This is a genomic window from Paraburkholderia bannensis (assembly GCF_014200455.1).
GTDB lineage: Bacteria > Pseudomonadota > Gammaproteobacteria > Burkholderiales > Burkholderiaceae > Paraburkholderia > Paraburkholderia bannensis_A.
Map to the genome: position 1 here is coordinate 16,775 of NZ_JACHBW010000011.1, position 12,121 is coordinate 28,895.

The window sequence follows — 12,121 nt, forward strand, 5'->3', positions numbered from 1 at the left end:
GCATGAGGCATCAGACGCGGTTCTCCGAAGCAGCGTAAGCCGCCTGCGCACCGGATGCACGCAGCGCGCGCGACCAGTCGCGCCAGCCGAGCGCCGCCAGCACCAGGAACAGGGCGTAGAGGCCCGAGGTGAGGTACAGCCCCTTGAATACGAACATGCCGACATAGATCACGTCGACCACGATCCACAGCGTCCAGGAGGCGATATAGCGCCGCCCGGTCCAGTATTGGGCGACGAGGCTGAAGGCCGTGAGCGAGGCATCGACCCAGGGCAGCGCTGCATCGGTGAAATGCGCCATGGCCGCGCCAAGCAGCGCGCTCAATACCACCGCCGCGAGCAGGTCCGGCACGATGCGCGCGAAAGGCAGGTTGCCGACTGGAACGACAGGAACGACTGGAGCGACGGCCTCGTCTGACCGCAGCTCATCGCCCGGCTGCTGGCCGCGCCGTTGCGCGTACCAGCGCTGCCATCCGTAGAGCTGGAGCAGCGCGAACGCGGCCTGCAAGAGCGCATCGGAATAGAGTTTCGCGTCGAAGAAGATCCAGCCGTAGAGCGCGACCGAGGCCAGCCCGACCGGCCAGCACAGCATCTTGCGGCGCGCCGTGAGCCAGATTGCCAAAGCGCTGACGATGACGCCGACGATTTCAAGTGGAGACATGATGGATAGCAATTTCCGTGGCGTGAATCTGGCGACTGGCATCGTCGGGTAGAAACGCGTTCGTGAACGCGTGTGTGCTCTGCGAGGCGCCGCGCAGCACGCCGTGCTGGTGGAGCCACTGCGCGTAGGGATGCAGCAGCGCGTCGCGCTGCACGCCCCACTCGCCCTCGTGCGTCCACGTCGAGGCGATCAGCGGCAGCGAGCGCGCCAGCAGCGAACGCGGGAAGTACGGAATCACCCGTTCCAGCGACGGCAGCGCGCGTTCAGGCTCCTGCGTCACCGCCAGATAACCGCGCCGCGCGGCCGCCAGGAAGCCGCGCACGATCTCGCCGCGCGTCTCCAGCGTGTCCTCGTGCGCGCCGAGCAGATAGCTATGGTAAGCGGGCGCGCCGATTTCATCGACCGGCCAGATACGGCGCTGCGCATCGGGCACGCCCGTCTGCAGCAGCGTATCCCACGCCCAGTAGCTGCCGAACGAGGCATCGGCCTCGCCATCGATAAAGCTTTCCGGCGCAAGCTCGCGCACGCCGCTGTCGACGATGGTGATGGCGTCCGGGTCGCCGCCGTCGTGCGCCACGAGGTGACGCACCATCGCCAGCCCGCGCGGCGTGGGGTTCAGCGCCAGGCGGCGGCCCGCCAGATCGCGCGGACGCTCGATGCCGGTGGCGGCCACGGTCTGGATCGTTTCCAGCGCGCGGTGATTGACTGCCGCGATGCCGACCAGCGGACGGCCCGCCTCGCGCTGCACGAACAGGCGATTGCTCGGAAACACGCCAAAATCCACCTCGTGCCGCGCGAGATGCGCAAGTGCGTCGCCGCGCGCCGGATCGGGCACGACGATCTCCAGGTCGAGCCCCGCTTCGGCGAACCAACCTTCGTCGCGCGCGAGATAGAAGCCCGCGGCGTTGGTCCACGGGTGAAAGTATTCGAGCATCAGGGTGATACGGGTCATGCGAGGGTCTCCACAGATGCGTTCAGAAGTCGTAAGTCACGGACAGGCGCGCGGTGCGCGGCGCGCCGAGGAACAGATAGGCGTCGCCCTGCTGCTCGCCCGCATCGCGCCAGTAGTAGCGGTTGAAAAGGTTGTCGACCCACAGGCGCACCACCGTGCGATGGCCGGCGATCTTCGTCGTATAGCGCGCGCCCGCGTTGACCACGATCCAGCCCGGCACGCGCGCCGTGCCTTCTTCGTTGGCGTTGCGGCTCGAACTGTATTCGAGGCCGCCCAGCAGATCGAAGCCCGCAAGGCCCGGCACCGCCCAATCGGCGTTGAGCGCCGCATGCAGCGCCGGCACGTTGATGACCTGATGCCCCTCGTAAGCGGGCGTGCCCGAATCGTAGGCGCGCGCGCGAATCGCCGCGACGCTGGCCGTCACCGTGAGGCGCTCGCTCACGCGCCCGGCAGCCGAAAGTTCGATCCCGTCATGCCGCTCCGTGCCGTGCTGCACGAAGGTGTAGCCCGACGCCGAGGCATCGGGCTGCGCATACTCGAACGGCTTCGTGATCGAAAACACCGCTGCCGTGAGGCTCAGGCGATTCGCCCAGTCGTATTTCGCGCCGATCTCGTACTGATGCGACTCCACCGGCGGCAGGAACGAATAGGCATTGCTCGCCCGCACCGGCGCCTGGTCGCCCAGCGACAGATCCTTGCTGTACGACGCGTAAATCGATAAGGGCGCGACCGGTTTGTAGACCAGCGCGACCTGCGGCAGCAACGCGGATCGATCGGTGCCGCTCTCGGGGCCGTCCTGGCTCGTCCATGCCTTCTGGCGCAGGAACACCGCGCGGCCGCCCGCCAGCACCTGCCAGTGCTCGCCCAGGCTCACGCGGTCGCTGGCGAACACCGAGTACTGCCAGGCGTCGAGCTGCGGATACGACACGCCCGGCGAATTGGGCGACGGCGAGAAGTCTTGATCGGGCCCGTAGATGTTTTCGCTGCCCACGTAGTCGTAGACCGCATCGGACAGATGCACCACGCGATGCAGCGCGCTGGTGCCGAACAGCAAGTCGTGACGCAATGCGCCCGTGCTGAACCTGCCGTCGATGGCGGCGCGCATTTCGTCGTTGCGGCGGTATTCGCCGGGGCTGCGATAGTCGTAGACATCGTAGTCGCCGTTCGCGCCGAAGAAGTATGGCGAGGTGGTGCCCGCGCTGCAGCTCGCCGCGTAATAGCAGCCGTATACGAAGGCGACGTTATCGTCGATCATCGTGCGGCTGCGCCCCGCCGTGACGTAGGCGCGCCAGCTGTCGTTGAAGGCGTAGTCGAAGCGGCCGTTGATGTTGAGCGCGTCCGTCGTCACGGGCTTGGCCCACGACTGCGCGCCCAGCAGTTTCGACGACGATACCGACGAGGGCACGACCGTGCCGCCCAGCAACTGGTAGCCCGAAGCCGAGCGCTGGATCCACTGCTGGAATTCCGCATTCAGTTGCAGGCTGGCCTGCGGGTTGATGTTCCAGTCCGCTGCAATCGAGCCGAAGCTGCGGCGTCCGTTGGTGCCGTCGATATACGAGTGCATGTTCTCTTTGGCGGCATTCACGCGCAGGCCGAACTGATCGTCGGGGCCGAAGCGCCGCCCCAGATCCACCGCCGCCGAAGTCGAGCCGCGGCTGTCCACGCCCGCCGTCACGCTCGCCACGTTTTCGGGCCGCTTGCTCACGTAGTTGACCACGCCGCCTGGCGCGATCACGCCGCTGTCGATACCCGCGAGACCCTTGAGTATCTCCACGCGCTCCTTGTTTTCCAGCGCGACGTTCTGCTCGCCCGAGAGCGTGAGGCCGTCGAGACGGTAAGCGCTGGCCGGATCGAGCGCGAAACCGCGAATCGAAAAGCCTTCGTAGTAACCGACTGGCGCGTAGTCGTTATTCACCGATGCGTCGTTGCGCACCACATCGCTCAGGCGTTTGGCCTGCTGGTCGTCGAGCTGTGCGCGCGTGACCACGGTGATCGAAGCCGGCGTGTCGCGCAGCGGCGCGTTCTCGTAACCGCCCACCGACGCCGTGCGGGCGCGCCAGCCATTGCCATTCGCGCCGTTGACGGTGACGGTCGGCAAGACCTGTGCGTCGCGCGCGGGCGTTGCTGTTGTTGTTGCAGGTGCTGCTGCTGTCGCCGGTGCTGCATCGGCTTCTGCTGCTGCGTTTGCCGCCTGTTGCGCCGCGATGGCCAGCGGATGCAGCGCCATCAAGCTCAATCCCAGCCCCAGACTCAACCCCACCGGACGCACAAAAGTGCGCGCCCCGCCACGCGACGCCATCGCCCCGCGTGTTTCTCCCCACAATCTTTTCATGTATTACCTGCTAGTCAATCCGCCCTTGAACGAGCGACGGCACCGTTGCGTTGACACGTATTTCAATGCATCCGCATACGGTTTTTCGAATATTCAAATCACGTCATTCCATATAAGAATTACATGGCACTCCGACGTAAAAGCGCCCGCTATACTGCGCGAAATCTTCACGAGATCGAATTCGACCATAGCCGCGCCGCGCGGTCCAATGACATGTTTTCCAGGCGGTGATAACTCGCGGATATGAACTTCCATTTGCTTAAATCCTTCGTCACGCTGGCGGATTCGCTGCATTTCGGCTTCGCCTCGCAGACGCTCAATCTCTCCCAGCCCGCGCTCACCAAGCAGATCAAGCGTCTCGAAGACGACCTCGGCGCGCCGCTTTTCAGGCGCGACCGTCACGGCACGGAACTGACCGAGCTGGGCCGCTATTTCCTTGGCGAGGCGCGGCCCCTCGTCGAGCAGGCCGAACGCGTTTTCTCGCAAGGCAAGCGCGCCGCGCGCGGCGAAGTCGGGCGGCTCGCGATCGGCTATAGCTTTTCGACGGTGGAGACGGTCTCGCGCGTGCTGCCGCGCTTTCGCGAGCGCTTTCCCGAAGTCGAGGTCGCGCTGCATGATCTGTCGTCGGCGGAACAGATGAAGCGGCTGCTCGAAGGCAGCCTTCAGGCGGGTTTCGTGCGTCTGCCGGTGCAGGCGGGTCTCGCCCACCGGCGTCTGCTTTCCGACCGGCTCGCGCTGGTGGTGCCGCGCGCGCTCGCACCCACCATCAAGGGCTTCGAAGCCCCCGCGCTAGACGCCTTGCAGGCGTTGCCGTTTCTGATGCTGCAACGCTCGCGCGCGCCCGGCCTGCACGACCACATCGTGCGTTTTTGCGCATCGCGACGTTTCGAGCCGCGCTTCGTGCAGCACGCGAACGAGTCGCTTACCATCCTCTCGCTGGTTGGCGCGGGACTGGGGGTGTCGATTATGCACGAATCGGCGCTGCAGTCGCCCGGAGATAAAGTCGTTTGCCTGCCGATCCAGGACGCCGACGCGCGTTGGGATGTCGGCCTGACGTGGCGCGACGCGGGCGTCGATTCGATCGTGGCGAATTTCGTCGCCAGTTTTGCGGATCTGCTGCCGCACGCCGATGCCACGGAAGACGTGCTCACTCCAGCCCTGTAGCATTGCCTAACGCACCCACGCGTATCGTGCGGCCTGACGCCGCCTGCGCATCCAGTCGCCCAGCGCAGCCGCCAGCGCGCCGCCCAGCAGGCCCAGGATCAGGATCAGCGCCTCGCCAAAGGCCAGACGCCACGCGAGCAAGCCGCCGTGCGCCTTCGCGCCGCCCAGAAAAAGGCCGATCCCCCACGACATGCCCACCGACGACGCCATCCGCTGTGACAACTGAAAAAAACCGGCAGCCGTTCCGCGCCCCTCGCCTGCACCGATTTCCGCCAGCGCCATCGCCTGGTTCGGCGCATGAATGAGCCCGCCAAACGCGCCCAGCAGCAAGCCAATCACCGGATACAGCAGCAACATGCCGATCACCGGCAACCGCATCACACCCACGCCGAGCACCATCAGCGCCGCCATATAGGCCGCAATCGCCGCAACCACGCCGGGGCGGCCAAAGCGCGCGGCAAACCGCCAGCTACGCGCAGACGACACCATCATGCCCACGGCGGGCGCAATCGACAGCAACGCGAACAGCAATGGGCCGGTTTTCAGGCCGTCGAGAAAAAACAGCGTCGTGACCATGCCGAAGGTGGTGCCGCCCGCGAACTGGAACATCGCGACGAGCGTACCCAGCACGTAGCCGGGCGAGCCGGTCAGGCCCGCGCCCAGAATCGGCACGCCGCCCTGGCGTTGATAACGCCGCCCTGGCGTTGATAACGCCGCTCCCAGAGCAGGAACAGCACCGCACCGGCGATTGCGCTCACCACACAACTGCGTGCGGACAGCAGCCCATCCCCGCCCTGCAGCGTGGCGAGCATCGAGAACAATGTCACGGCACTCAGCAACAGCAGCCCGAGCGCATCGATGGTAAATCGCGCGTTCGAACGGCGCCTGCGCGGCAAATACCTTAAAGCCAGATAGAAAATGACGATGCCAAACGGCACGTTGACGAGAAAAAGCAGCCGCCAACCGACCTCTACCGGAGTGAGTGCGAGAAGCAGGCCGCCCAGCACGGGGCCGGCCAACCCCGCGAGTCCACCCGCCGAGGCATAACGGCCAAGCGCCCTCGCCTGAGCGTCGCCGCGAAACAGATCCTGGATCAGTCCCAGCACCTGGGTGTTGATCATGCCCGCGCCCACGCCTTGCAGCACGCGTGCGACGATCACCACTTGCGCGCTTGCGGCGAGACCGCCCACGAGGCTAAAGCCGCTGAACATCGCCAGGCCGACGAGAAACAGCAAGCGCCGCCCGATCAGATCGCCAAGCCGCCCTGCGGGAACGAGCGCAATGCCGAAGGCGATCGAGTAGACCGACACGATCAACTGCAATTCATCGGGCGACGCATGCAGGCTGTCGCGCAGACGCGGCAACGCCAGGCCGAAGATCGTCTGGTCGAGCAGCGTGGTAAAGCCCATCGCCACGCAAATGCCCAGAACCGGCCGCGCGTGATGGGTGTCGAATTCAGCCTGCGTCATGCTGTGCGCCCCGCACGCGGCGCTTGAAACACGTTAAACACGCTAAACGCGCTAAACGCGCTAGACACCTCAAACGCGTTCATCGAGCAATCGTTCATGTGCGTGGGCGTCTTCGTCGTCAATATCGTGCTCAGTCGGCTCGTACTTCACGAGCGCGAGAAAGCCGATGGGGATGACCGCCGCCAGCGCGACGACCCAGAACATATCCGTGCCCAGCCGTGCGTTGAGAATCGGCAGTACGAACAGCGCCACCGCGCTGCCGATGCCCGTGAGCGCGCGGCCAAAGCCCAGCCCCGTGCCGCGAATCGAGGTGGGGTAAGAGAGCGCCGGGTAGATCATCATCTGCGCGCCAGGACCAAACCCTTCGGCGAACAGCCACGCGCCCAGCCCCGCCAGCGCGATGCCGATCCCCAGCGCCGTCTGCGGGTGGCCTAGCAGCGCGAGCGCCACCAGCGCCACGAATTGCAGCGCAAAGCCCGCCAGCGCGACATGACGCGAAGGCCGCGTATGGGCGAGCCGCATGCCGAGCAAGCCGCCCGTCAGCGCGAACAGCACGTTGAGCGCGAGCGACGCCGAAAGAGTCTCGAAGACCCCGGCGCCGAGGAACTGCGAGAGGATCGAGGGCAGGAAGAACGCGATCGCCGTGTATTCGAACGGAATGCACAGATTCATCACGCTCGCGACGACCGTGCGGGACAGATAGGGCCGCTGGAACAGCACGCGAAAACTCACAGCCGGCTGGCCGGCGGCGCGATACGATGCTGGCGCGGCATCGGCCTTGTGCGCGTGAATTCCGTATGACTCGCGCAGAATGCGCACCGCGTCGTCGAGCTTGCCCTGATTCGCTGCCCACAGCGGCGATTCGTTCATGAAACGGCTGCGCACGGCGATGATGATGAGCGCGGGCACCGCGCCGAAGATCAGCGATGCGCGCCACAACCAGCCCGCGTGCTCCTGCGGCAGCAGAAAATACAGCGCGAACACGATCAAAAAGCACACCGAAGACGCGGCGTACCACATCGGGCACCAGGCCGCGAGGCGCGAGGCCTTGTTGCCGCTGCCCTGAAACTTCGAGAACTCGGACAGAAACGCCATCGCCACCGGCAGATCGATGCCCACACCCAGGCCCATCACGAAACGCGCGGCAATCAGCACCCACACGTTGGGCGCGAGCCCTGCGGCAATGGCCGCGACCACGAAGAACAGCATGTCGGCCATGAACACCTGGTAGCGGCCGATACGATCGGTGAACCAGCCGCCGACCAGGCTGCCCAGAATGGTGCCGATCATGATCGACGAGGTGACGAAGCCGGTCAGCGCAGGCGTGAGATTGAACTCGCGCACCACGTCCTGAATGCCATACGACAGCGTCGTCAGATCGTAGGCGTCGAGAAACACGCCGCCCAGCGCGAGCAGCACGATCACGCGCGCGTGGCTTGCGCGTGCCGTGCTGGCGTTGATCAGGCGGGAAACATCGCTGGCGCTGCGAATGGGTGCGGACGCAACCGGATCGATATCGAGAGTGCTCAAGATAAACCCCTGGATGACGGCAAGAACAGCGTGCAGTTATACGAGGCCGATTCATCCAGCACAACGAACGAGTTCTCGGAACCTTATCGATATCGCGGGAATATTGGCTGAAAAGCAGATCCGCCAGGTTTATCCGTGCGGATCGCAAAGCTGCTGCCAACACATACGGGATAGATGCGAACACATGCATGTGCAGGCCATCGCGCCGAATGCTCGTACAAAAACGCTGCTGCACGCAAATCGACGCTCGAACGCATCGGTGCTATGGTGCAGGAGTTGTCCACCTTGCGGAAGGAGGCTTCATGAACCCGCCGTCATCGCCGGTTACGGATCCACAGCGCGCGCTGGATACCGAGCCCCAATCCATCGACGCCCCCCTCACCGCGGCGGCTGCGTTTCTGGTACTGAACGTGAAGCACGACAGCGCGTCGATTGCCACCGCGCAATCGGTGCTCGCCAGCACCGACGATCTCATCAAGGACATTCGCATTCGCGCGCAAGGCGGGCTGTTCACCTGCAATGTCGGCATCTCGCATCGTGCGTGGGGGCCGCTCACCGCGAAGCCGCCGCCAAAGGAACTCGCGCCTTTCAAGGAAGTGCGCGGCGCGACACACACAGCGGTCTCCACTGCGGGCGATCTGCTTTATCACATTCGCGCGGCGTCGATGGACGTGATCGTCGCCTTCGAACAGATCCTGCTGGAGGCTTTCGGCGGCGCGGTCGAGGTGGTCGACGACGTGGCGGGGTTCCGCTATTTCGACGGACGCGATTTATTGCAATTCGTCGATGGCACGGCGAATCCGGACGGGCTCGATCTGCCCCTCGCGACCCTCGTTGCCGACGAAGATCCCGATTACGCGGGCGGCAGTTATATCGTGATCCAGAAGTATCTGCACGACATGGCAGAGTGGAAAGCGCAAAGCGTGCAGACGCAGGAAGCCATTATTGGCCGCACCAAATTCGACAATACGGAATTGCCGGACGCCACCGAAGGGCAGAAGTCGCACAAGACGCTCTGCACGATCGAGGACGCCGACGGCGAGCACGATATCCTGCGCGACAACATGCCGTTCGCCAGCCCCGGACGCAACGAATATGGCACCTACTTCATCGGCTATTCGCGGCATCTCTGGGTGATCGAGAGAATGCTGGAGCGCATGTTCATCGGCGATCCGCCGCCGCTGCACGACCGGATTCTGGACTTCTCCAAAGCGGTGACCGGCGCGACGTTTTTCGCCCCGGCGCGTGCATTTCTCGGCAATCTCGCGCCGTAGAAGCGGGCTGACAACGCCGCGTGCAGCGCCGCTTACGGCCCGGCTTTGGCGATGAGCGAATGCAAGCGCGCTTTCGAGCGGGCATCGAGCGGCCGCATTTCGCAGCCCACACGGCTCCAGCCGCGTTCGTGATCCTCCGCGATCCAGCGCACTTCCAGCGCCACCACGACGACGATTTCGTCGTCGTGGTCGATGGCGGACGACTGCAGCCAGCCCGCAACCGTCTCGCCGCGCGAGAACAGGCCGCTGCGCGCATGCAGCAGCGCCCCGTGCGAACTCAGGTCGGCGACCTGAGCGAGCGCCCTGCCGTCCTTATTGAGCAGGAGTGGGCCGAACAACATGGGTGTGCGGACGTCCCGCCGAAAATCGCGTTCACTCGCCATATGAATAACACCAGTTTCTCAAGATTTATTTTTATCGTGCGCTGGTCGCTTCAATGGACTTCGATAAAGTCCTGCCCTCGGTTTTCCCTAAAAGGAAATATTTATTTAATGGCGAAGCAGCGCCCGGATTGTAACTTGTCAACTCGAATACCTGCAATTGCGCATCATCGGATTAAACGATGCGCGCGCAACTAGTTCTTCAATGCGAGCGAGACCGTGGACGGACCGGACATCGCGCGTCTGAATTCGTCGCCCGCAAGCGGCGATCCGCATAGAAAGCCCTGCATCTGGTCGCAATCGAGCGCAAGCAGCTTGAGCGACTGCGCAACGGTCTCGACGCCCTCAGCCACTACTTCGATGCCGAGCACGCGCGCGAGCGCCATAACCGCCGATAGCAGCGCCGAACTGCGCGACGAGGCGTCGTCGAGTCCGCTCACGAAGGCGCGATCGATCTTGATCTGATCGACGCGAAAATCCTGCAGGTGGCCAAGGCTCGACAGTGCCGTACCGAAGTCGTCGATCGCGACCGCATAGCCGCGATCGCGCAGCGCCTGCACCACCTCGCGCGTGCGATCCACGTCCTGCATCGCGGTGGCTTCGCTGATCCCGAACATGAACCGCTCCGGCGGCACGCCCGCCGCCGTCACGATGGCGTCGATTCGCTCGACGATACGCGGCAGATTGAATTGCATCGGCGAGAGATTGATCGCTATCGACATCGGGCCCGGCGCTTCGTGCTCCCATTCGAGCAGATGCGCACAGATGCGGCGCAACACCCAGTCGCCGATGGCGATCATCAAGCCCGCGCGTTCGGCGATGGGAATGAATTCGAGCGGCGGCACGTCGCCGAGCACCGGATGGTTCCAGCGCAGCAGCGCTTGCGCGCCAGTCATCGCCTTTCCGTCGACGGTGTATTTCGGCTGGAATACCAGATCGAACTGTTCGCGCGCGAGCGCCACGTGCAGGTCGCGCTGGATATGGAGCGAGCGCAGCGTTGAGCGGCCCATGCTGTCCTCGAAGCAGCGGAAGGTGTTGCGGCCGCTGCGCTTGGCCGCGTACATCGCGCAATCGGCGTGGCTCAGCAAGGTGTCGAGCGATGCCCTTTCGTGCTGCGAGAGCGCAATGCCGATGCTCGCGCCAATCCGCACGGGCAGCGCTTCGGACAACACGAACTCTTCGGCGAGGCTCGCGAGTATGCGCCGCGCGACGGTTTCCGCCGCATCGCCGATATTGCCGATATGACGGCCAGACGCATTGCCGCGCGTGCGCGGCGATCCGGCCGTCACAACCACGAATTCGTCGCCGCCCAGCCGGGCCACCAGATCGCCCTCGTGCGCGCACTGCGCGATGCGCGCGGCCGCCTGGCGCAACAGATCGTCGCCGATCTTGTGACCGAGCGTATCGTTGACCACCTTGAAGCCATCGAGGTCGACGAACAGCACGGCAAGCGCGCCGCGCTGCGCGAGTTCTTTCGCGCGCGCCATCAGATAAGCGCGGTTGGGCAGATCGGTGAGCGCGTCGTGAGTGCCAAGGCGACGAATCGTATGAGTGGCGCGGTCGAGCGAGGCGGACAGACGGTTCGCCTGCGTGCCGAAGATCCACAAGGTGCCGATCAGCACGACCGTCGACGCCACGCCCACGATCAGCGCGAGCGCGCTGGCATCGACCTTGTGCGCGCTCAGGCATCGGCTGGCGTCCGCGAAAGTCGCGGCGCTCATGCCGGTGTAGTGCATGCCTGAAATGGCGAACGCCATCACCGCTGCCGCGCCCAGCCGTTTCCAGACGATATTTTCGCGGCGCGAGTCGCGCAGATGAAACGCGAGCCAGAGTGCGCCGATGGACGCGCCGGTCGCAATCGCCACCGATAACGCCACGCGCGCGGGATCGTAATCGATGGACGGCGACATGCGCATGGCGAGCATGCCGGTGTAGTGCATGGCCGCCACGCCCATCCCCATCACGGCGCCTGCCACGAGCAGCCGGCGCGCCGAGAGACAGCCGCGGCTCACGGTGGCAAGCGCCACCAGGGCCGCCAGCACCGCCAGCGCCAGCGACGCGGCGGTCACGTCGAGGTCGTACCCTACCGCAATCGGCAGCGTGAGTGCGATCATGCCGATGAAGTGCATCGACCAGATGCCGATGCCCATCGCGCACGCACTGCCCGCGAGCCAGACGTGGCGCCAGCGGCTGCTGGTCACGCTACTGAGCGTGGCAGCGCCCTCCAACGCCGTATACGACGCAAGAAAGGCAACGACCACGGACAGGCACGTCAATAGCGGGTTGTAGACACCGTTCATTCGTGGCCCTTTGCGCGCCTGTTTCCATGGCGCGTCATTCTGTTTATGTTTCTATGTCGTGC

At 64.7% G+C, this 12,121-nt stretch carries 10 protein-coding genes; 2 read left to right on the plus strand and 8 right to left on the minus strand.

Going from position 1 to position 12,121, the window contains the following annotated elements; genetic code table 11:
* Window positions 1-10: 10 nt before the first annotated feature.
* From pnuC to F4827_RS18880, 3 genes are read right to left on the minus strand one after another with little or no spacing between them, the layout of a single operon-like run.
* Window positions 11-658, minus strand: a complete 648-nt coding sequence (gene pnuC, locus F4827_RS18870; RefSeq protein WP_183725868.1) for a nicotinamide riboside transporter PnuC — start codon at window positions 656-658, stop codon at window positions 11-13.
* The gene (locus tag F4827_RS18875) at window positions 645-1,610 is read right to left on the minus strand and encodes an ABC transporter substrate-binding protein (RefSeq protein WP_183725870.1); all 966 of its coding nucleotides are present in this window, start codon (window positions 1,608-1,610) and stop codon (window positions 645-647) included. Before F4827_RS18875 ends, pnuC begins: the two co-directional genes overlap by 14 nt.
* 22 nt (window positions 1,611-1,632) lie before the next feature.
* A complete protein-coding gene (locus F4827_RS18880; protein WP_409258822.1) occupies window positions 1,633-3,909 on the minus strand; it encodes a TonB-dependent siderophore receptor in 2,277 nt (758 codons plus the stop codon).
* Window positions 3,910-4,197: 288 nt separating this feature from the next.
* On the opposite strand from F4827_RS18880, the gene F4827_RS18885 reads away from it, so the two are divergent.
* Window positions 4,198-5,106: a LysR family transcriptional regulator gene (locus tag F4827_RS18885; protein WP_183725872.1), complete on the plus strand. Its 909-nt coding sequence runs from the start codon at window positions 4,198-4,200 to the stop codon at window positions 5,104-5,106.
* A 6-nt stretch (window positions 5,107-5,112) separates the two neighbouring features.
* Here the strand turns inward: F4827_RS18885 and F4827_RS35385 are convergent, their stop codons facing one another.
* The 3 genes from F4827_RS35385 to F4827_RS18895 form a co-directional block, all read right to left on the minus strand.
* Complete coding sequence (locus tag F4827_RS35385) at window positions 5,113-5,778, minus strand: hypothetical protein (RefSeq protein ID WP_260175296.1); 666 nt, start codon at window positions 5,776-5,778, stop codon at window positions 5,113-5,115.
* On the minus strand, window positions 5,754-6,575 hold the full coding sequence (locus tag F4827_RS35390; RefSeq protein WP_260175297.1) for an MFS transporter: 822 nt from the start codon (window positions 6,573-6,575) through the stop codon (window positions 5,754-5,756). The genes F4827_RS35385 and F4827_RS35390 overlap by 25 nt, the downstream gene beginning before the upstream one ends.
* Window positions 6,576-6,644: 69 nt before the next feature.
* Window positions 6,645-8,105: an MFS transporter gene (locus F4827_RS18895; RefSeq protein ID WP_183725875.1), complete on the minus strand. Its 1,461-nt coding sequence runs from the start codon at window positions 8,103-8,105 to the stop codon at window positions 6,645-6,647.
* A 302-nt stretch (window positions 8,106-8,407) separates the two neighbouring features.
* On the opposite strand from F4827_RS18895, the gene F4827_RS18900 reads away from it, so the two are divergent.
* Window positions 8,408-9,379: a Dyp-type peroxidase gene (locus F4827_RS18900; protein ID WP_183725877.1), complete on the plus strand. Its 972-nt coding sequence runs from the start codon at window positions 8,408-8,410 to the stop codon at window positions 9,377-9,379.
* A 32-nt stretch (window positions 9,380-9,411) separates the two neighbouring features.
* Here F4827_RS18900 and F4827_RS18905 read toward each other — a convergent pair whose 3' ends face one another.
* Both F4827_RS18905 and F4827_RS18910 read right to left on the minus strand, forming a co-directional pair.
* Window positions 9,412-9,762: a PilZ domain-containing protein gene (locus tag F4827_RS18905; RefSeq protein ID WP_260175298.1), complete on the minus strand. Its 351-nt coding sequence runs from the start codon at window positions 9,760-9,762 to the stop codon at window positions 9,412-9,414.
* A 191-nt stretch (window positions 9,763-9,953) separates the two neighbouring features.
* Entirely contained in the window at window positions 9,954-12,059 is a 2,106-nt protein-coding gene (locus F4827_RS18910) for a bifunctional diguanylate cyclase/phosphodiesterase (RefSeq protein WP_183725881.1), read from the minus strand.
* Window positions 12,060-12,121 lie beyond the last annotated feature (62 nt).

Bases quoted from the DNA above. Each gene is read 5' to 3' on its own strand.
- F4827_RS18880 (WP_409258822.1), bottom strand. From the start codon at position 3,909: ATGGCGTCGCGTGGCGGGGCGCGCACTTTTGTGCGTCCGGTGGGGTTG.
- pnuC (WP_183725868.1), bottom strand. From the start codon at position 658: ATGTCTCCACTTGAAATCGTCGGCGTCATCGTCAGCGCTTTGGCAATC.
- F4827_RS35390 (WP_260175297.1), bottom strand. From the start codon at position 6,575: ATGACGCAGGCTGAATTCGACACCCATCACGCGCGGCCGGTTCTGGGC.
- F4827_RS18900 (WP_183725877.1), top strand. From the start codon at position 8,408: ATGAACCCGCCGTCATCGCCGGTTACGGATCCACAGCGCGCGCTGGAT.
- F4827_RS18910 (WP_183725881.1), bottom strand. From the start codon at position 12,059: ATGAACGGTGTCTACAACCCGCTATTGACGTGCCTGTCCGTGGTCGTT.
- F4827_RS18875 (WP_183725870.1), bottom strand. From the start codon at position 1,610: ATGACCCGTATCACCCTGATGCTCGAATACTTTCACCCGTGGACCAAC.
- F4827_RS18905 (WP_260175298.1), bottom strand. From the start codon at position 9,762: ATGGCGAGTGAACGCGATTTTCGGCGGGACGTCCGCACACCCATGTTG.